This window comes from Methylobacterium sp. Leaf108 (genome assembly GCF_001423265.1).
Classification (GTDB): Bacteria; Pseudomonadota; Alphaproteobacteria; order Rhizobiales; family Beijerinckiaceae; genus Methylobacterium.
Genome location: NZ_LMND01000001.1, coordinates 712,557 through 730,694 on the forward strand (window position 1 = coordinate 712,557; position 18,138 = coordinate 730,694).

Consider the following 18,138-nt stretch of genomic DNA (forward strand, 5'->3'; position numbering starts at 1 on the left):
GCGGTCGAGCGGCGCTCTCAGATGTGGATCGCCCGCTTGCCCACCGCCAGGGCCGCTTCCTTGACCGCCTCGGTGAGCGTCGGGTGGGCGTGGCAGGTGCGGGCCACGTCCTCGGCGCTCGCCCCGAACTCCATCGCCACCGCCACCTCGGCGATGAGGTTGCCGGCGTCCGCCCCGACGATGTGGACGCCCAGCACCCGGTCGGTCCTGGCGTCGGCCAGGATCTTCACGAAGCCGTCGGTGGTGTGGTTGACCTTGGCGCGGCCGTTGGCCGTGAAGGGGAACTTGCCGGTGTTGTAGCCGATCCCGTCCTTCTTCAGCTCCTCCTCGGTCTTCCCCACCGAGGCGACCTCCGGATAGGTGTAGACCACGTTGGGGATGACGCCGTAGTTCACGTGGCCCGATTGGCCGGCGAGGAGTTCGGCCACCGCCACGCCTTCGTCCTCGGCCTTGTGGGCCAGCATCGGCCCACTGATGACGTCGCCGATGGCGTAGATGCCGGTGACGTTGGTGGCGTAGTGGCTGTCGGTCTGGATACGGCCCTTGTTGTCGAGGCCGACCCCCACCGTGTCGAGGCCGAGGCCCTCGGTGTAGGGCACCCGCCCCACCGCCACCAGCACCACGTCGGCCGCCAGGGTCTCGGGCTCGCCGCCGGCGGCCGGCTCCACGGTGACCGCCGCCGCCCCGGCCGCGACCTCGACGCCGGTGACCTTCGAGGACAGCTTGAAGGCGATGCCCTGCTTGCCCAGGATGCGCTGGAACTGCTTGGCGGTTTCGCCGTCCATGCCCGGCAGGATCCGGTCGAGGTATTCGACCACCGTGACGTCGGAGCCCAGCCGCCGCCAGACCGAGCCGAGTTCGAGGCCGATGACGCCGGCGCCGATGATGAGGAGCTTGCCCGGCACGCTCTTCAGATCGAGGGCGCCGGTGGAGGAGACCACCACCGTCTCGTCGATGGTGACGCCGGGCAGCCGCGTCACGTCCGAGCCCGTGGCGATGACCACGTTCTTGGTCTCCAGCATCCGGTTGCCGCCGTCCTCCGACAGCACCTCGACCCGGCCGGCACCCGCCAACCGGCCGGTGCCGCGATAGGTGTCGATGCCGTTCTTCTTGAGCAGGTATTCGACGCCCTTGGTGTTGCCGTCGACGCCGTCCTGCTTGAACGCCATCATCTTGGCGAGGTCGAGCTTGGGGGCATTCACGATCACGCCCATGTCGGCGAAATGCGTGCCCGCCTCCTCGAACGCCTCCGAGGCGTGGAGCAGAGCCTTGGACGGGATGCAGCCGACGTTGAGGCAGGTGCCGCCATGCGTCGCCCGCTTTTCCACCACCGCCGTCTTCAGGCCGAGCTGCGCGGCGCGAATGGCGCAGACGTAACCGCCGGGGCCGGTGCCGATGACGACGAGATCGTAGGACATGGTCTTCCTTCAACAGCTGTCGCGACATCGGGCGACCACCGCGTTTTGCAGCCCGGCATCACGGTTCGGCAGAATCGGTATGGCTCGTGGACGAACCATTCGGCAGCACGGTCGGGATCACCCGACCATCAGCTTGTGGATCTCGGCCTGACGCTCGCAGTCTCGCCTCAGCGAGTCGGCTCCGAAGTCGAGGGTGTAACCGCTCTCGTCCGTCCACGAGATGGAGTGCCCGTACTCGTCGACGCGCACGCCCGAGAAATTCTCAGGGTCCTGCAGCCAGGTGAACACCTTGCCGCGGGCGATGAGCGGACGAAGATCGATGACGCCTTCATAGCCGTCCAGGAAGATCAGCTTGAGCACACCATGGATGACGGGCTCGGCGGTTGCGACCCGAGGCAGCTTCTTCATGCGATCGGCTCAACTTTCTCATGTGCTGTCGCCCGAAGGAAAGCGAGGCTCAGGTGGCGTTGTCGCGACGCAGCCCAGTCCAGAATTGTCCGTCGTTTTGCAATCGGAAGAAACCCTTCTGTCACCGTGAGGCTTGCGATGTCGATGACGGCCCGATGCTCGGCGATTTCGGCATGAAAATGAGGCGGCGGGTGTTCGTTCGCGCAGAACATGATGCGGACACCATCCACCTTCGCAACGACCGGCATCCGTCATGCCCCTCGTACGGCTCGGGATGGACGAACGAACCTCTCGGCTGACACACACACGCCTCATCCCGCGGAGCGGCGAAGTGTTTGGACGATCGACTGCGAGAAGAGAAAAACAGGGGAAACGAGGGTAGCTATCGCGGCTGAATCGAGAATGAGCACGATAATCAATGTTGCGGGAGGAAAATCCGTGTCGGCGGCCATGGCCGGTGAGATTGCCATTGCAACAGCCGCCGACATCGTCGTGTCACAGGTCCAGCACGAGCCGGGCCGGGTCCTCCAGCGCCTCCTTCACCCGCACCAGGAAGGTCACCGCCTCCTTCCCGTCAACGATGCGGTGGTCGTAGGAGAGGGCGAGATACATCATCGGCCGCGCCTCGATCTTGCCGGCTCGCACGACCGGGCGCTCCTCGATGCGGTGCATGCCCAGGATGCCCGACTGCGGGGCGTTGAGGATCGGGGTCGACATCAGCGAGCCGTAGATGCCGCCGTTGGTGATGGTGAAGGTGCCGCCCTGCATCTCGTCGATGGAGAGCTTTCCGTCGCGCGCCTTTTTCCCGTAGCCGGCAATCGTCTTCTCGATCCCGGCGATGGAGAGGTCGTCGGCGTCGCGCACCACCGGCACCACGAGGCCCTTGTCGGTCCCGACCGCGATGCCGATGTGGTAGTAGTTCTTGTAGACGAGGTCGGTCCCGTCGATCTCGGCGTTCACCGCCGGCACGTCCTTGAGCGCGCCGATCACCGCCTTGGTGAAGAAGCCCATGAAGCCGAGCTTGGTGCCGTGCTTCTTCTCGAACATGTCCTTGTACTGGGCGCGCAGGGCCATCACGGCGCCCATGTCGACGTCGTTGAACGTCGTCAGCATCGCCGCCGTGTCCTGGGCGTCCTTGAGGCGCCGGGCGATGGTCTGGCGGAGCTTGGACATCTTCACGCGCTCTTCGCGCGCGGCGTCGTCGGGCTTCGAGGCCGGACGCGGCGCCGGAGGAGCCTTGGCCTCGCGGGCCGGCGCCGCGGCGGGGGTCGGCCCCTTGGCCGTGGCATCGATCATGTCGCCCTTGGTCACGCGGCCGTCCTTGCCGGTGCCGGCGAGGGTGGCGGGATCGATGCCGGTTTCACGCGCCATCTTGGCCACCGCCGGGCCGTTGTCGCCTGAGGGGCGCGCGGCGGGCGATGCGCCCTCGCCGTGGTTGCCGTAGCCGGCCGAGGACTCGGTGGCGGGCCCGGAATCGGCCGGCTTCGCGCCTTCGGACCGGGCCTCCGGCTTGGTCTCCGTCGCCTTCGCCTCGGCTTTCTTCGGCGCGGGCTTGGCCCCGCCCGCCCCCGCCTCGACGATCGAGCCGAGCAGGGCGCCGGGCTCCACCGTCTCGCCGTCCTTGGCGACGATCTCGCCGAGTTCACCGGCGGCCGGCGCGTTGACCTCGAGGGTGACCTTGTCGGTCTCGAGTTCCACCAGCGGCTCGTCGGCCGCCACGATGTCGCCCGGCTTCTTGAACCAGCGGCCGATCGTGGCCTCGCTCACGGATTCGCCGAGCGTCGGGACGAGGATGTCGGTTGCCATGTGGTTTCGTCCCCGGAGGGTTGGGGCCGCGGCGGGCGCGGCCTGACAAGGAGAGGGCGCGGCCGTCAGACGGCCAGCGCCTCGTTGAGGAAGGCCGCGAGCTGCGCCTGGTGCTTGGAGAGCAGGCCCACCGCGGTGGAGGCCGAGGCCGGGCGGCCGACGTAGCGGGCGCGCTTCACCGAGGCGCCGGCCTGGCCGAGCACCCATTCGAGGTAGGGCTCGACGAAGGCCCAGGGACCCATGTTCTTGGGTTCCTCCTGGCACCACACCACCTCGGCGTTGCGGAAGCGGGCCATCTCCGTGGCCAGCGCCTTCAGGGGGAACGGGTAGAGCTGCTCGACGCGCATCAGGTAGACGTCGCTGAGCCCGCGCTTCTCGCGCTCGTCGAACAGGTCGTAATAGACCTTGCCCGAGCACAGCACGACGCGGCGGATCTTCTCGTCGCGCACCAGCTTGATGCCGTCCGGCTCGTGCTGGGCGTCGTCCCACAGGATGCGGTGGAAGGTCGAGCCCTCCGCCAGCATGTCGAGGTTCGACACCGCCTTCTTGTGGCGCAGCAGGGACTTGGGCGTCATCAGCACCAGCGGCTTGCGGAACTCGCGGTTGAGCTGGCGCCGCAGGATGTGGAAGTAGTTCGAGGGCGTGGTCACGTTGGCGACCTGCATGTTGTCCTCGGCGCACATCTGCAGGAAGCGCTCCAGGCGGGCGGAGGAATGCTCCGGCCCCTGGCCCTCGTAGCCGTGCGGCAGCAGCAGGGTCAGGCCCGACATGCGCAGCCACTTGCGCTCGCCGCTCGAGATGAACTGGTCGATCACCACCTGCGCGCCGTTGGCGAAGTCGCCGAACTGCGCCTCCCACAGCACCAGGGCGTTGGGCTCGGCCAGGGAGTAGCCGTACTCGAACCCGAGCACCGCCTCCTCGGAGAGCATCGAGTTGATGACCTCGAGGCTGGCCTGGCCCTCGCGGATCGAGTTCAGCGAGGTGTAGCGCTGCTCGTTCTCCTGGTCGATCACCACGGCGTGGCGCTGCGAGAAGGTGCCGCGCTCGACGTCCTGCCCCGAGAGGCGGACGCGGTGGCCCTCAATCAGCATCGAGCCGAAGGCCAGCGCCTCGGCGGTGGCCCAGTCGATCCCCTTGCCGGTCTCCACCGCCTTGGCGCGGTTGTCGAAGAACCGCTGGATGGTGCGGTGGAGGTGGAAGCCCGGCGGCGGCGTGGTGATGCGCTGGGCGATCTCGCGCAGCGTCTCGGCCGGCACGCTGGTCTTGCCCCGGCGGGGATCGTCCACGTCCTCGCGCACCGCCTTGAAGCCGGACCAGCGGCCGTCGAGCCAATCGGCCTTGTTGGCCTTGTAGTTGCCGGCGACCTCGAGCTCGCCGTCGAGGATGGCGCGGAACGCCGCCTTGCGCTCGGCCAGCTGCTCCTCGGTGATCACGCCGTCGGCGACGAGGCGCTTGCCGTAGGTCTCCAGCGCGGTCGGATGCTTGCGGATGCGCTGGTACATCTTGGGCTGGGTGAAGGCCGGCTCGTCGCCCTCGTTGTGGCCGAAGCGCCGGTAGCACAGCATGTCGATGACCACCGGCTTGCCGAACTTCTGGCGGTACTCGGTGGCGATCTTGGCGGCGAAAGTCACCGCCTCGGGGTCGTCGCCGTTGCAGTGGAAGATCGGCGCCTCCACCATCTTGGCGACGTCCGACGGATAGGGCGAGGAGCGCGAGAACCGCGGGTCGGTGGTGAAGCCGATCTGGTTGTTGATGATGAAGTGGATCGAGCCGCCGGTGCGGTGGCCCTTGAGGCCCGACAGGCCGAGGCACTCGGCCACCACGCCCTGGCCCGCGAAGGCGGCGTCGCCGTGGATGAGGAGCGGCATCACGCTGGTGCGCTGCACGTTCGGCTTGGCGCGCTGGTCCTGCTTGGCGCGCACCTTCCCCAGCACCACAGGATCGACGATCTCGAGGTGGGACGGGTTGGCGGTGAGCGAGAGGTGGACGTTGTTGTCGTCGAAGGTGCGGTCGGACGAGGCACCGAGGTGGTACTTCACGTCGCCCGAGCCCTCGACCTCGGCCGGGTTCGCCGAGCCGCCCTTGAACTCGTTGAACACCGCCCGGAAGGGCTTGGCCATCACGTTGGTGAGCACGTTCAGCCGGCCGCGGTGGGCCATGCCGAGGACGATCTCCTTCACGCCGAGCGCGCCGCCGCGCTTGATGATCTGCTCCAGGGCCGGGATCATCGATTCCGAGCCGTCGAGGCCGAAGCGCTTGGTGCCGGTGTACTTGAGGTCCAGGAACTTCTCGAAGCCCTCGGCCTCGATCAGCTTGTTGAGGATCGCGCGCTTGCCCTCGGGCGTGAACGAGATCTCCTTGCCCCGGCCCTCGATGCGCTCCTGGATCCACGCCTTCTCGGTGGGATCGGAGATGTGCATGAACTCGACGCCGAGCGTCTGGCAGTAGGTCCGCTCCAGGATCTCGACGATCTCGCGGATGGTCGCGTATTCGAGGCCGAGCACGTTGTCGAGGAAGATCGGGCGGTCCCAATCCGCCTCCTCGAAACCGTAGTGCTGGGGGTGCAGCTCGGCCTGGTCGCCGCGCTGGGCGAGGCCGAGGGGGTCGAGCTTGGCGTGGAGATGGCCACGCATGCGGTAGGCGCGGATCAGCATGATCGCGCGCACGGAATCCTTGGTCGCCTGCTCGATGGAGGCGGCGCTGGCGGCCGGGGCCGCGGCCCCGTCGGCGGCCTTGGGCTCCACCTTCGCCGTGTCGGATTTGGCGCGGATCTTGTCGCCGATCGCCTTCTCGACCGTGGCCCAGTTACCGTCCAGCGCCGAGACGATCTCGCCGTTGGCCTGCACCGGCCAGTGCGGCTTCTCCCAGGACGCGCCGGCGGCGTTCTTCTCGGCCAGCGCCCTGTCGTCGCCCAGCGACTTGAAGAACGCGGCCCAGGCCGGATCCACCGAGGTCGGATCGCGGAAATAGTCCGCCTGCAGGGCCTCGATGTAGGCGGCGTTGCCGCCGGTGAGGAAGGAAGTCCCGAGCGCCGTGTCGTTCGCGTCCATCCGTGCCATCGGTCGTTCATCCTGCCGCTGGAGAGCCCGCCCCTCGGGCCCTCGTCCGGGTCGGCCCCGACCCGGGTTGTCGATCGATGCGGGGCTCAACCCAGCATCGCCATCTTCATATAGGTGCGGCGCACCGGAATGCACCGCACCGCAAACGCGGCCTCAACCCTTCAGCACCTCGACGAGGGTCGAACCGAGGCGGGCCGGCGAGGGCGAGACCCGGATGCCGGCCGCTTCCATGGCGGCGATCTTGTCCTCGGCGCCGCCCTTGCCGCCGGAGATGATGGCGCCGGCGTGCCCCATGCGCCGGCCCGGAGGCGCGGTGCGCCCGGCGATGAAGCCGACCATCGGTTTCTTGCGGCCGCGCTTGGCTTCGTCGGCGAGGAACTGCGCCGCTTCTTCCTCGGCCGAGCCGCCGATCTCGCCGATCATCACGATCGACTCGGTCCTGTCGTCGGCAAGGAACAGCTCGAGCATGGAGATGAACTCGGTGCCCTTGACCGGGTCGCCGCCGATACCCACCGCCGTGGTCTGGCCGAGCCCCGCGTTCGAGGTCTGGAACACGGCCTCGTAGGTCAGGGTGCCCGAGCGCGAGACGATGCCCACCGAGCCGCGCTTGAAGATGTTGGCCGGCATGATGCCGATCTTGCACTCGCCCGCCGTGACGATGCCGGGACAGTTCGGCCCGACGAGGCGGGACTTCGAGCCTTCCAGCGCGCGCTTGACCCGCACCATGTCGAGCACCGGGATGCCCTCCGTGATGCAGACGATCAGCGGGATCTCGGCCTGGATCGCCTCGCAGATGGCGTCGGCCGCGCCCGGCGGCGGCACGTAGACGACAGAGGCATCCGCACCCGTAGCCTCGCGGGCCTCGGCCACCGTGTCGAAGACCGGCAGGTTGAGGTGCTTGGAACCCCCTTTGCCGGGCGAGGTGCCGCCGACCATCTTGGTGCCGTAGGCGATGGCCTGCTCGGAGTGGAAGGTCCCGTTCTTGCCGGTGAAGCCCTGGCAGATGACTTTTGTCGATGCGTCAATGAGGATGGACATTTAGGTCGGCGCTCCAGAGTAGACGCGGGGCATCTGCTTCACAAAAGATCGGATCGAGAGCCACACGAAGAACATGCTGGCGACTGATCCCGGCACCGCGGCAATGGTGAAAAGGAACAGCCCTCGAACGGTCGCATCGTTATCCGTCATTGCGTCTCCGATGATGATAGGAGGACGGTCGGCTTCGACTGAACATTGGTACACGCTGAATATTGGGACGAGAGTTAGAACGGCGAGCATGATCTGCCCGGTGAGCACGCCTGCTTGAAGTCCAAACAATCCACGGATGCTCCAAACCGCAGCGCAAGCGGGCGTAGCGATAACTCCTATGCCTCCAAGGATAAAAATGCCAAGGAGCAGCGGAATTTCCATTTCGACCGGAATGTGCAAGCCGCTCAGCCCTTCTTGACCGCAGCCACGATCTTCTGCGCAGCATCATCGAGGTCGTCGGCCGAAATCACGTTCAGCCCGGAATTTCGAATAATGTCCTTGCCCTGCTCGACGTTGGTGCCCTCCAGGCGCACCACCAGCGGCACCTGCAGGCCCACCGCTTTCACCGCAGCGATGACGCCGCGGGCGATGACGTCGCACTTCATGATCCCGCCGAAGATGTTGACGAGGATGCCCTTCACCTGCGGGTCGGCGGTGATGATCTTGAAGGCCGCGGTGACCTTCTCCTCGCTCGCGCCGCCGCCGACGTCGAGGAAGTTGGCCGGCTCCTCGCCGTAGAGCTTGATGATGTCGAGGGTTGCCATGGCCAGACCCGCGCCGTTGACCATGCAGCCGATTGTGCCGTCGAGGGCGATGTAGGCGAGGTCGTATTTCGAGGCCTCGATCTCCTTGGCGTCCTCCTCGGTCTCGTCGCGCAGGGCCACGATGTCGGGGTGGCGGTAGAGGGCGTTGGAATCGAACGAGATCTTGGCGTCCAGGCATTTGAGATGGCCGTCGCCGGTGAGCACCAGCGGGTTGATCTCGAGCATGCTCATGTCCTTGGCGGTGAACGCCGTATAGAGCCTGGTGACGAGATCGCCCGCTTCCTTGGCCTGCGGGCCGGTGAGCCCGAGGGTCTTGGCGACGAGGCGGCCGTGGTGGGGCATCACGCCGGTGGCCGGATCGACCGAGAAGGTGACGATCTTCTCCGGCGTCTCGTGGGCCACCGTCTCGATGTCCATGCCGCCTTCGGTGGAGACCACGAAGGCGACCTTGCCGGTCTCGCGGTCCACCAGCATCGAGAGGTAGAACTCCGCCTCGATCTGGGCGCCCTCCTCGATGTAGAGGCGGTTGACCTGCTTGCCGGCCTCGCCGGTCTGAATCGTCACCAGGGTCTCGCCGAGCATTTCGCCGGCAAACTGCTTGACCTCGTCGATGGACTTGGTGACGCGCACGCCGCCCTTGGCCCCGGCCGGCGCGCCCTTGAACGTGCCCTTGCCGCGCCCGCCCGCATGGATCTGCGACTTCACCACCCAGACCGGGCCGCCCAGTTCCCTGGCGGCGGCCTCGGCCTCCTCGGCCTTGAAGATCGGAACGCCGCGCGAGACCGGCAGGCCGAATTCCTTGAGCACCGCCTTGGCCTGGTATTCGTGGATGTTCATCGCAACCTCTTTGGCGAATGGGGAGTGGCGAATGGCGAGTAGGGGGCGTCGATGTCACGGCGACCGGAAGGCTGACCTTCCATTCGCCATTCGCCACTCCCCATTCGCCCGAGCCGTCAGGCGAGCGCGGGATTGATGCCCTTGCACGCCTCGAGCAGCGTCTTTACCGCGCCCACCGACTTGTCGAACATCGCCTTCTCGTCGGGCGTGAACTCCACCTCGAGGATGCGCTCGACGCCGTTTGCGCCGATGACGATCGGCACGCCGACGTACATGCCGTCGATGCCGTATTCGCCGGAGAGATGGGCGGCGCAGGGCAGCACCCGGCGCTTGTCGCGCAGGTAGCTCTCGGCCATGGCGATGGCCGACGCCGCCGGGGCGTAGAAGGCCGAGCCGGTCTTGAGGAGGTTGACGATCTCGCCGCCCCCTTTGCGGGTGCGCTCGACCATGGCGTCGAGCTTCTCCTGGGTCGTCCAGCCGAGCTTGACCAGGTCGGGCAGCGGCACGCCGGCCACGGTGGAGTAGCGCACCAGCGGCACCATGTCGTCGCCGTGGCCGCCGAGCACGAAGGCGGTGACGTCCTCCACCGAGACCTTGAACTCGTCCGCGAGGAAGTGGCGGAAGCGGGCGGAATCGAGGACGCCGGCCATGCCGACCACCTTGTTCGTGGGCAGGCCCGAGAACTTCTGCAGCGCCCAGACCATGGCATCGAGCGGGTTGGTGATGCAGATCACGAACGCGTCCGGCGCGTGGTTCTTGATGCCGGTGCCGACGGCCTCCATCACCTTGAGGTTGATGCCGATGAGGTCGTCGCGGCTCATGCCGGGCTTCCTCGGCACGCCGGCGGTGACGATCACCACGTCGGCGCCGCTGATCGCGGCGTAATCGCTGGCGCCGGAGTAATGGGCGTCGAAGCCGTCGACGGGAGCCGATTCGGCGATGTCGAGGCCTTTGCCCTGGGGCACGCCGTCGGCGATGTCGAACAGGACGACGTCGCCGAGTTCCTTCAGGCCCGCCAGATGCGCGAGGGTTCCGCCGATCTGCCCGGCGCCGATGAGCGCGATCTTGCTGCGTGCCATGAAAAACGACCTCCGATGGTGATGGCTGCCCACGGTTGCGATGCCGAGCCGTCGGTCGTCGAACCGCGGACCGGGCTTCCCGCCCGCTCTCGTTGCGCCGGGGTGTGGCGGAAAAGGCGCGCCGCTTCAAGCCGACGGGAGGCGAGGGAAAGCAGGGTTCGGGCCAGCCGGCGCCCGGCCGGCTTTTCGATGCCCCTAAGAACGCGAGGCTTCCCAGTCTCTTAGGGCGAGGACGGCGATATCGCTTCGGCGGCGAAGCAGTCGTGACAGCGGGTCGGATCTGTCACTTCGGCAGCGGCGGGCCGGAGGTCAGAGCTGGCCGGAACGCAGGCTGCGCTGAATCGCCTGGATCACCACGCCGAAGCGCAGATCGACGAGGTCGCGCGGCAGGTCGGCGTCGTTCTGGATCGCGAGGGGGTGGGTGAAGCGGTAGCTCGCATCGAAGATGTAGGCGATGGCCCGCTCGCGGTCGCGGGCGACGAAGGCCCCGGCGCCGATGCCTTCCTCGACCACCCGCTCGACCAGGTTGCGCAGGCGGACCCGGTGCCGGCGGGCGATCGGCCGTGCCGCCACCGCGGCATCGAGGTGGACCGCGAAGAGATGGGGCGCCTGCGACAGGGTCTCGCGCTGGGCCGCGGCCAGGGCGGTGAGGAGCCGCTCGATCTTGTCGTCGGCGGGGTCCGGCGCGTCGGCGATCCGGGCGAGCTCGGCCTCGACGTCGCGCAGCCAGCGCCCGACCACGGCGTCGAGGAGCGCGTCCTTCGAGGGGAAGTAGCGATAGACGTTGGCGTGGGTCATGCCGGCCTCGGCGGCCACCGCGACGACGGTGACGCGCTTGGGGCCCAGCCGGGCGAGATGGTCCGAGGCGATGGCGAGCAGGCGCACGTCGGCCGAGACCGTGGCCGGGCGCGACCGGAGGGCGACCCGCAGCGGCCGGACCGCAGGGGGGACGGACGCCTCCGGTGCCGACTCGGCCGGGGCGGGGACGGGCTCGCCCAAGACGGCCAGCTCCTGGGCCGGCTCTTGGACCGGCCCCTGCGGCACCGCCGCGACCACGGCGACGGGCGTCGCGGGTCGCTTGGTGAAGGCATCCCGTCCGCGGGCCGCCGCGTTCCGGTGGGCGCGCGCCCGCATCGGCACCATGTCCTCTTCGAAAGGCGGCCGGCACGCAGACCGTGTATCCGCGCCCGGCAGCCCTGAGTCAGTCGCATAGCCTGTCAGAACCGGTTCTTCCAGGCCCGCAGGGCGGTGAAAACCTCCACCGGTGCCGCCTGCGCGGAAAGATTCACGGCTTTGGCGAGGGTCGCCTGGTCGGATCGCAGGAACGGGTTGGTGGCGCGCTCCATCCCGATGGTGGTCGGGATCAGGAACCGGCCTTCGCCGGCCGCCGCCTCGGCCTCGGCCATGCGCGCGGCGAGGGCGGCATTGTCGGGCTCGGCGGCCAGCGCGAAGCGCGCGTTGGCCAGCACGTAGTCGTGGCCGCTGTAGACCTGGGTCGCGTCGGGCAGGGCCAGGAACCGGCTCAGGGAGTGCCACAGCACCTCCGGCGGCCCTTCGAGAATGCGGCCGCAGCCCAGGGTGAACAGGGTGTCGCCGGCGAAGGCGACCCCGGCCTGCCCGAACACGTAGGAGACGTGGTCGTCGCAATGGCCCGGCGTCTCCCAGACCTCGGCGGCGAGCTCGCCGATCCGCACGACGTCGCCCTCCTTCACGGTCCGGTCGACCTCAGGCACCGCGCCACCCGCCTTGAGCGGCGCCGTGACCTTGGCGCCGGTGCGCCGCTTGACCTCGGGGATGCCCTCGACGTGGTCGCCGTGGCGGTGGGTGACCAGGATGTCGGTCAGCGTCCAGCCGGTCTCGTCGAGGGCGGCCAGCACCGCGGCGGCCTCGGGCACGTCGATGGCGGCGCAGGCCCCGGTGGCGGGATCGCGCAGGAGCACGCCGATGTTGTCGCTGCGGCAGGGGAAGGTGCGGATCTCGGGGCGAGGGTCGGTCATGGTGGGGTTCACTCCATCGTTCGGCGGTCGAAGAACATGAGGTAGAGCAGGCGGTTCCGTGCGCAGCGCGGGTTGCCGGGCGCGCCCGCGATCCCCATTGATGGCCCTCGTCGGGCTTCCACGGCCCGGACGGGCCGGAACCGCAACGCCATGCGTCTCGACGTCACCGATCTGCGCGCCTTCTACGCCACGCCGCTCGGCAGCGTGACCCACCGCATCGTCGGCCGCGCGGTCCACGGCTTCCTCGGCTCCGTCTCCGGCCTGAGGGTGCTCGGGCTCGGCTACGCGACCCCCTACCTCACCACCGTGCATTGCATCGCCGAGCGCACGCTGGCCTTCATGCCCGCCACGCAGGGCGTGGTGAACTGGCCGGGCAGCGGCCGCTCGGCCTCGGCGCTCGCTGACCTGACGATGATGCCCCTGCCGGAGGCGGCGGTGGACCGCGTCATCCTGGTCCATGCCCTCGAATCGGTGGAGAGCCCCACCGAACTGCTGCAGGAGGTCTGGCGGGTGTTGACGCCGGGGGGGCGCATGATCCTCGTCGTGCCCAACCGCCGTGGCGTCTGGGCCCGGCGCGAGGCGACGCCGTTCGGCCACGGCCAGCCCTACAGCCGCTCGCAGCTCGGCCGGCTGATGCGCAGCACCCTGTTCTCGCCGGAGGGCTGGGCCGAGACCCTGTACATGCCACCGGTGGAGAGCCGCCTGTGGCTGCGCACCGCCGGGGCCTGGGAGCGGTTCGGCACCGGCCTGTCGCTGCCCTTCGCCGGGCTGCACGTGGTCGACGCGACCAAGCAGCTGTATCGCCCGATTCCCGTGCATCAGGTCCGGCGCAGCACCCTGCGCGCGCCCGCCCGGGTCCTGGTCCCCGCTCCCTCACCGGGCTGACGCGATGACCGACGCCATCAGCCTGGAAGCCGGGGTCGCGAGCTTCCTCCTGGCGCTCTCGACCCTGTTCTCCATCGTCAACCCGGTGGGGGCCGCCCTCATCTTCGCCCAGGTGACGGCGCAGAACAGCCATGCCGAGCGCCTCGAACTCGCCCGGCGGATCGGCTTCTACGCGGCGCTGATCATGCTGGCCGCGCTCTGGGCCGGGGCGCCGATCCTCAACTTCTTCGGCGTCTCGCTGGCGGCCCTGCGGATCGCCGGCGGCCTCGTGGTCGGCGCCTCGGCGTGGACGCTGCTGCGCGCACCCGAGGCCCGCGAGGCGCGCAAGCACGCCGAGGCGCAGGAGCCGGCCGGCAACCTCGCCGAGATCGCCTTCTTCCCCCTCACCCTGCCCTTCACCACCGGCCCCGGCACCATCGCGGTGGCGATCGCGCTGGGCTCGAACCGGCCGCCGGCCGGGCCGGAATCCGTCGGCTTCTTCGTGGGCGTGTCGCTCGCCGCCCTCGTCATCGCCGCGATGGTACGCATCGCCTACGGCTCGGCCGACCGGGTCGTCTCGCTGATCGGCCCGGGCCGGGCGCGGGTGCTCGGCCGGCTCTCGGCCTTCCTGCTCCTGTGCGTCGGCACCCAGATCTTCCTCAACGGTGTCGTCGACGTGCTCGGGCCGCTGGTGGCGGGGCGGAAGTCGTGACGGACCGTCGACGGAGGACCCTCGCGTGGCGTCACCGGTCGGGATAGGCCGTGATGAAGCGAGCGGTGTTGTGCGCTTCGGCGAGCCAGACGGTCCTGATCCGAGGATTTCGACCGTCGGGAGTCCTGATCGGGCCTGCGTAGACGAGTCGGATGTCGCCAGCCTTCCCGACGACGCGTCCGGCGAAATGGTCGGGCACGGCATGGTCGAGGATGGCCCGGCCCAGCGTCTCGGGGTCGCTGACGCTGAACCCGAAAGCTAGGAAGAACCGCGCCTTGGGTCCGCCCAATGCATGGTGGAGGTTGAGGAGGTACCCGACGATCTTGGCAGGGTTCACGACAAAATGTGTGGGCCGATCGCTGGTCGGTGCCCTCACGCTCGGGCGGCACCCGCTCGCACAAGCTCATCCGCCATGACGGTGGCGAGCGTTCCGGGAGGCTCGCTGAACTCGACGATGTAGGCGATCCCGTCGCGAACGACGGCCACGACCGTGCCGTCCGTGCCCGCCGTCAGGACGGCGCCATCGTCGGCGGACACGTCGCTCAGGAGCACCACCTCGTCAAGATCCTTCAGATCCGTCCGCGGCTCGTCCTTTCGCGACAGATCCTGCTTTCGCACCAGGTCTTGGGCTGCGCTCGTCATGCGAGAACGATATGCCGTTCCCCATGCCGTGCAAGGTCCCTGCGCAAGGTCCCCGCGCCCCTGCCTCCTCGATCCCTTCGTCTTTGCAGAGTCTTGGCCGAGCAGAGTCTTGGCCGAGCCTTGGCAGAGCCGGCCCCAGGCTGTACCGCCAGCCGGAACGGTCGGAGGACAGCATGCGGCTCGTGGTGGTGGGCGCCGACGGGCGCATGGGGCGGATGCTGATCCGCGCAGTGGCCGAGGCCGAGGGCTGCACGCTGTCGGGGGCGATCGAGCGCGAGGGCTCGCCCGCGCTGGGCCAGGATGCCGGGACGCTGGCCGGCATCGGGGCGCTCGGCGTGCCCGTCACCGACGATCCGCTGCCGGTCTTCGCCGCCGCCGAGGGCGTGCTCGATTTCACCGTGCCCGCGGCCACCATCGTCTTTGCCGAACTCGCGGCCCAGGCGCGGATCGTCCACGTGGTCGGCACCACCGGGATGGACGAGGCCCACCTCGCCAGGCTGGCGGCCGCGGCCCATCACGCCAGGATCGTGCGCTCGGGCAACATGTCCCTCGGGGTCAACCTCGTGGCCGGGCTGGTGCGCAAGGTCGCCGCGGCCCTCGGCGAGGACTTCGACATCGAGATCGTCGAGATGCACCACCGCATGAAGGTGGATGCGCCGTCCGGCACCGCGCTGCTCCTCGGCGAGGCGGCGGCGGAGGGGCGCGGCGTGGCGCTCCCCGACGTGCGCGTCTCGACCCGCGACGGCCACACCGGCGCGCGCCGACCCGGCGACATCGGGTTCGCCACCCTGCGCGGCGGCAGCGTGGTCGGCGACCACAGCGTGGTCTTCGCCGGCCCCGGCGAGCGCATCACGCTCTCCCACCACGCCGAGGACCGCGCCATCTTCGCCCGCGGCGCGGTGCGCGCAGCGCGATGGGCCTTCGCCCGGCCGCCGGGCCTCTACGGCATGGCCGACGTGCTCGGGCTCTGATAGACGCGCTCGGCAAACGGCGCCCGCGTCATCGCGCGTTCAGGCTCGGGCAGGCATCAGCCGTGGCGGCGCACGTTTGTGCACCGCACCATCCACGACCGAAGGGATCGTTGCCCCATGGAGCGTCTGCTCGTCCTCGCTCGCCACGGCCAGAGCGAGTGGAACCTCAAGAAGCTGTTCACCGGCTGGCGCGACCCCGAACTGACCGAGCTCGGCATCGCCGAGGCCCGCACCGCCGGTCGCTGGCTCAAGGGCCAGGGTTTCGCCTTCGACGTCGCCTTCACCTCCAACCTGCGCCGGGCCCAGGACACCTGCTCGCTGATGCTGGAGGAGATGGGGCAGGGCGGTCTCGAGACCCACCGTGCCGAAGCCCTCAACGAGCGCGACTACGGCGACCTGTCGGGCCTCAACAAGGACGACGCCCGCGAGCGCTGGGGCGACGAGCAGGTGCGCCAGTGGCGCCGCTCCTACGACGTGCCGCCCCCCGGCGGCGAGAGCCTGAAGGACACCGCCGCCCGGGTGCTGCCCTACTACATCCAGTTCATCCTGCCCCGCGTCATGAACGGCGAGCGCGTGCTGGTGGCCGCCCACGGCAACTCCCTGCGCGCCCTGGTGATGGTCCTCGACGGCATGACCACCAAGACCATCGCCAGCCTCGAGATCGCCACCGGCATCCCGCTCGTCTACCACCTCAAGTCCGACACCACGGTGGAGAGCAAGTCGGTGCTGGAGCGCGACATCGACCAGGACCACTGATCCGGTCGATGGCCGCCGCCTCGCCCGGCGTGGTGCTGGCCCCGGGGCTCGTGCACCATCCGGGCTACCTCGACGCGGCGGCGCGCGACCGGCTCTGGACGGAGCTGGCGCGGGCGATGGACGAGGCCCCACCCTACACGCCGCGGATGCCGCGCACCGGCCGGCCGTTCTCGGTGCGGATGACCAACTGCGGCGCCCTCGGCTGGGTCTCGGACGAGGTCGGCTACCGCTACCAGGCGCATCACCCCGAGACCGGCCGGCCCTGGCCGGCGATGCCCTCGCTGGCGCTGCGCGCCTGGGCCGACCTGTCGGGCTACCATGCCGAGCCGGAGGCCTGCCTCGTCAACCTCTACGGCCCGGCCGCGCGCATGGGCCTGCACCAGGACCGCGACGAAGAGGCGCTGGATGCCCCGGTCGTCTCCCTGTCCCTGGGGGCCACCGCGCTGTTCCGCTACGGCGGGCTGCGGCGCGGCGACCCGACCCGGTCCGTCCGGCTCCGCTCGGGCGACGCCCTGGTGATCGGCGGGGTCTCCCGCCTGATCCACCACGGCGTCGACCGGCTGCTGCCGGCCGTGGTAGATCTTCTGGGCGAAGCGGGGGACGCGACGATTCCGGCGGTCATGGCCGATCGCCTGCCGGCCGGGGGGCGCTGTAATCTCACGTTGCGGCGGGTGCGGGTGCCCATGAGATCCGGCCACGCTTGACAGGGGAGGGATGTGGGCCGACCTCATCGGGGATCGAGACACGGCTCGGGGCGGCCCGACTGCCCCAAGCCGGCTGTCCCAAGACCGCCCACAGTGCCCGGAGACCAGGACCCGATGCGTCTGCGTGATTGTCTGCGCCCCTGTGCGGCGCTGGTGCTGAGCCTCGGCCTCACCGCGGCTGCCCTCGCGGCCGACGTGGTCTATCCGCCCAGCTCCCGCTTCGGGTTCACGCCGCCCTCCGACATGGCCCCCTCCAAGCGCTTCTCCGGGTTCGAGCGCCTGGAGGGCGGCGCCACGCTCTCGGTGGTGGAGCTGCCGCCCAGCGCCTACGTCGACCTCGAGAAGAGTTTCACCGACGAGAACCTGAAGTCGCAGGGCTTCGTCGTCTCGAGCCGCGAGGCGATCAAGGTCGCCGGCGAGGTCGACGCGGTGCTGTTCACCGGCGAGCAGCCGGTGGCCGAGCCGGCGGGCGCGCCCCCGATCAAGAAATGGCTGCTCCTCGTGGGCGATCCCACGGTCACCGGCATCATCATCGCCCAGAGCGTGCCCGGGGCGGAGACCGAGGAGACCATGCGCGGCATGCTCACGGGCGTGCACATCCGCCCCGCGCTCACCCTTCAGGAGCAGGTGGCGGCCCTGCCCTTCAAGGTCGGCACCGCCGCGGGCTTCCGCCCGGTCCGGGTGCTGGCCGGCAACTCGATGCTGATGACCTACGGCGCCAACGACGAGGTCAGCAACCTCGACCAGCCGATCCTGGTCCTGGCCCAGGCGGTGCAGCAGCCCCCCGCCGCCGACCAGCGCGAGGCCTTCGCCAGGGCCGCCCTCTATTCCAACCAGACCATGAAGGACTTCGTGATCGAGCGGTCGCAGAGCTACCGCCAGAACGGGGTCGACTGGCACGAGATGGTGGCCCGCGCCAAGGACCTGCCCACCGACATCCCGGTGGTGATCTCGCAGACCATCCGGTTCGCGCCCGACGGATACCTGCGCGCCGTCGGGGTGGTCCGCGCCGAACAGCGCGACGCCACCCTGTCGCGGTTCCGCGATGTCGTCGACAGCATCCAGCTCAAGTAGCGAACGCGCGTTCGGAAA

Annotated in this window: 19 protein-coding genes; 6 read left to right on the forward strand and 13 right to left on the reverse strand. The window is 69.2% G+C overall.

The features are described from left to right. Positions 1-17 precede the first annotated feature (17 nt). The 11 genes from lpdA to gloB form a co-directional block, all read right to left on the reverse strand. Complete coding sequence (gene lpdA / locus ASF39_RS03355; RefSeq protein WP_056281005.1) at positions 18-1,418, reverse strand: dihydrolipoyl dehydrogenase; 1,401 nt, start codon at positions 1,416-1,418, stop codon at positions 18-20. 117 nt (positions 1,419-1,535) lie between these two features. After that, positions 1,536-1,826 carry a DUF2442 domain-containing protein gene (locus ASF39_RS03360; RefSeq protein WP_055880718.1) on the reverse strand — a complete coding sequence of 97 codons (291 nt, stop codon included), beginning with the start codon at positions 1,824-1,826 and terminating at the stop codon, positions 1,536-1,538. After that, a complete protein-coding gene (locus tag ASF39_RS20165; protein WP_082494314.1) occupies positions 1,823-2,074 on the reverse strand; it encodes a DUF4160 domain-containing protein in 252 nt (83 codons plus the stop codon). Before ASF39_RS20165 ends, ASF39_RS03360 begins: the two co-directional genes overlap by 4 nt. 247 nt (positions 2,075-2,321) lie before the next feature. Beyond that, positions 2,322-3,632 (reverse strand): 2-oxoglutarate dehydrogenase complex dihydrolipoyllysine-residue succinyltransferase, encoded by a 1,311-nt coding sequence (gene odhB / locus ASF39_RS03365; protein WP_056281008.1) that lies wholly within the window; start codon positions 3,630-3,632, stop codon positions 2,322-2,324. Between the two features lie 65 nt (positions 3,633-3,697). Then, entirely contained in the window at positions 3,698-6,691 is a 2,994-nt protein-coding gene (locus tag ASF39_RS03370) for a 2-oxoglutarate dehydrogenase E1 component (protein ID WP_056281010.1), read from the reverse strand. A 153-nt stretch (positions 6,692-6,844) separates the two neighbouring features. Continuing rightward, on the reverse strand, positions 6,845-7,729 hold the full coding sequence (gene sucD, locus ASF39_RS03375; RefSeq protein ID WP_056281012.1) for a succinate--CoA ligase subunit alpha: 885 nt from the start codon (positions 7,727-7,729) through the stop codon (positions 6,845-6,847). Continuing rightward, on the reverse strand, positions 7,730-8,119 hold the full coding sequence (locus ASF39_RS03380) for a hypothetical protein (RefSeq protein ID WP_156648294.1): 390 nt from the start codon (positions 8,117-8,119) through the stop codon (positions 7,730-7,732). A 5-nt stretch (positions 8,120-8,124) separates the two neighbouring features. Next, positions 8,125-9,321 carry an ADP-forming succinate--CoA ligase subunit beta gene (sucC, locus tag ASF39_RS03385; RefSeq protein ID WP_055880707.1) on the reverse strand — a complete coding sequence of 399 codons (1,197 nt, stop codon included), beginning with the start codon at positions 9,319-9,321 and terminating at the stop codon, positions 8,125-8,127. 116 nt (positions 9,322-9,437) lie between these two features. Next, positions 9,438-10,400, reverse strand: coding sequence for a malate dehydrogenase (gene mdh, locus ASF39_RS03390; protein ID WP_055880704.1), 963 nt, complete (start codon positions 10,398-10,400; stop codon positions 9,438-9,440). Positions 10,401-10,709: 309 nt separating this feature from the next. Beyond that, positions 10,710-11,330 carry a TetR family transcriptional regulator gene (locus tag ASF39_RS03395; protein WP_338011763.1) on the reverse strand — a complete coding sequence of 207 codons (621 nt, stop codon included), beginning with the start codon at positions 11,328-11,330 and terminating at the stop codon, positions 10,710-10,712. A 287-nt stretch (positions 11,331-11,617) separates the two neighbouring features. Beyond that, a complete protein-coding gene (gene gloB / locus ASF39_RS03400) occupies positions 11,618-12,397 on the reverse strand; it encodes a hydroxyacylglutathione hydrolase (RefSeq protein ID WP_056281016.1) in 780 nt (259 codons plus the stop codon). 150 nt (positions 12,398-12,547) lie between these two features. On the opposite strand from gloB, the gene ASF39_RS03405 reads away from it, so the two are divergent. Both ASF39_RS03405 and ASF39_RS03410 read left to right on the forward strand, forming a co-directional pair. Next, positions 12,548-13,282 carry a class I SAM-dependent methyltransferase gene (locus ASF39_RS03405; protein WP_055880701.1) on the forward strand — a complete coding sequence of 245 codons (735 nt, stop codon included), beginning with the start codon at positions 12,548-12,550 and terminating at the stop codon, positions 13,280-13,282. 4 nt (positions 13,283-13,286) lie between these two features. Beyond that, positions 13,287-13,973 (forward strand): MarC family protein, encoded by a 687-nt coding sequence (locus ASF39_RS03410; protein ID WP_056281018.1) that lies wholly within the window; start codon positions 13,287-13,289, stop codon positions 13,971-13,973. Positions 13,974-14,004: 31 nt separating this feature from the next. On the opposite strand, the gene ASF39_RS03415 is transcribed toward ASF39_RS03410, so the two are convergent. Continuing rightward, a complete protein-coding gene (locus ASF39_RS03415) occupies positions 14,005-14,310 on the reverse strand; it encodes a DUF6883 domain-containing protein (RefSeq protein ID WP_056281020.1) in 306 nt (101 codons plus the stop codon). A 35-nt stretch (positions 14,311-14,345) separates the two neighbouring features. After that, complete coding sequence (locus tag ASF39_RS03420; protein ID WP_056281022.1) at positions 14,346-14,615, reverse strand: DUF4926 domain-containing protein; 270 nt, start codon at positions 14,613-14,615, stop codon at positions 14,346-14,348. A gap of 173 nt (positions 14,616-14,788) precedes the next feature. On the opposite strand from ASF39_RS03420, the gene dapB reads away from it, so the two are divergent. The 4 genes from dapB to ASF39_RS03440 all read left to right on the forward strand — a co-directional run bounded on the left by dapB (position 14,789) and on the right by ASF39_RS03440 (position 18,120). Further along, the gene (gene dapB, locus ASF39_RS03425; RefSeq protein WP_055880690.1) at positions 14,789-15,586 is read left to right on the forward strand and encodes a 4-hydroxy-tetrahydrodipicolinate reductase; all 798 of its coding nucleotides are present in this window, start codon (positions 14,789-14,791) and stop codon (positions 15,584-15,586) included. A gap of 117 nt (positions 15,587-15,703) precedes the next feature. Further along, positions 15,704-16,342 (forward strand): 2,3-bisphosphoglycerate-dependent phosphoglycerate mutase, encoded by a 639-nt coding sequence (locus ASF39_RS03430; RefSeq protein ID WP_055880687.1) that lies wholly within the window; start codon positions 15,704-15,706, stop codon positions 16,340-16,342. A gap of 8 nt (positions 16,343-16,350) precedes the next feature. After that, positions 16,351-17,046, forward strand: coding sequence for an alpha-ketoglutarate-dependent dioxygenase AlkB (locus tag ASF39_RS03435; RefSeq protein WP_056281024.1), 696 nt, complete (start codon positions 16,351-16,353; stop codon positions 17,044-17,046). Positions 17,047-17,160: 114 nt separating this feature from the next. Further along, the gene (locus ASF39_RS03440) at positions 17,161-18,120 is read left to right on the forward strand and encodes a hypothetical protein (RefSeq protein WP_055880682.1); all 960 of its coding nucleotides are present in this window, start codon (positions 17,161-17,163) and stop codon (positions 18,118-18,120) included. Positions 18,121-18,138 lie beyond the last annotated feature (18 nt).

What these genes read in the sequence shown, in the direction of transcription:
- lpdA (WP_056281005.1), bottom strand. Translation starts at nt 1,418, where the DNA reads ATGTCCTACGATCTCGTCGTCATCGGCACCGGCCCCGGCGGTTACGTC.
- ASF39_RS03360 (WP_055880718.1), bottom strand. Translation starts at nt 1,826, where the DNA reads ATGAAGAAGCTGCCTCGGGTCGCAACCGCCGAGCCCGTCATCCATGGT.
- ASF39_RS20165 (WP_082494314.1), bottom strand. Translation starts at nt 2,074, where the DNA reads ATGCCGGTCGTTGCGAAGGTGGATGGTGTCCGCATCATGTTCTGCGCG.
- odhB (WP_056281008.1), bottom strand. Translation starts at nt 3,632, where the DNA reads ATGGCAACCGACATCCTCGTCCCGACGCTCGGCGAATCCGTGAGCGAG.
- ASF39_RS03370 (WP_056281010.1), bottom strand. Translation starts at nt 6,691, where the DNA reads ATGGCACGGATGGACGCGAACGACACGGCGCTCGGGACTTCCTTCCTC.
- sucD (WP_056281012.1), bottom strand. Translation starts at nt 7,729, where the DNA reads ATGTCCATCCTCATTGACGCATCGACAAAAGTCATCTGCCAGGGCTTC.
- sucC (WP_055880707.1), bottom strand. Translation starts at nt 9,321, where the DNA reads ATGAACATCCACGAATACCAGGCCAAGGCGGTGCTCAAGGAATTCGGC.
- mdh (WP_055880704.1), bottom strand. Translation starts at nt 10,400, where the DNA reads ATGGCACGCAGCAAGATCGCGCTCATCGGCGCCGGGCAGATCGGCGGA.
- gloB (WP_056281016.1), bottom strand. Translation starts at nt 12,397, where the DNA reads ATGACCGACCCTCGCCCCGAGATCCGCACCTTCCCCTGCCGCAGCGAC.
- ASF39_RS03405 (WP_055880701.1), top strand. Translation starts at nt 12,548, where the DNA reads ATGCGTCTCGACGTCACCGATCTGCGCGCCTTCTACGCCACGCCGCTC.
- ASF39_RS03410 (WP_056281018.1), top strand. Translation starts at nt 13,287, where the DNA reads ATGACCGACGCCATCAGCCTGGAAGCCGGGGTCGCGAGCTTCCTCCTG.
- ASF39_RS03420 (WP_056281022.1), bottom strand. Translation starts at nt 14,615, where the DNA reads ATGACGAGCGCAGCCCAAGACCTGGTGCGAAAGCAGGATCTGTCGCGA.
- dapB (WP_055880690.1), top strand. Translation starts at nt 14,789, where the DNA reads ATGCGGCTCGTGGTGGTGGGCGCCGACGGGCGCATGGGGCGGATGCTG.
- ASF39_RS03430 (WP_055880687.1), top strand. Translation starts at nt 15,704, where the DNA reads ATGGAGCGTCTGCTCGTCCTCGCTCGCCACGGCCAGAGCGAGTGGAAC.
- ASF39_RS03435 (WP_056281024.1), top strand. Translation starts at nt 16,351, where the DNA reads ATGGCCGCCGCCTCGCCCGGCGTGGTGCTGGCCCCGGGGCTCGTGCAC.
- ASF39_RS03440 (WP_055880682.1), top strand. Translation starts at nt 17,161, where the DNA reads ATGCGTCTGCGTGATTGTCTGCGCCCCTGTGCGGCGCTGGTGCTGAGC.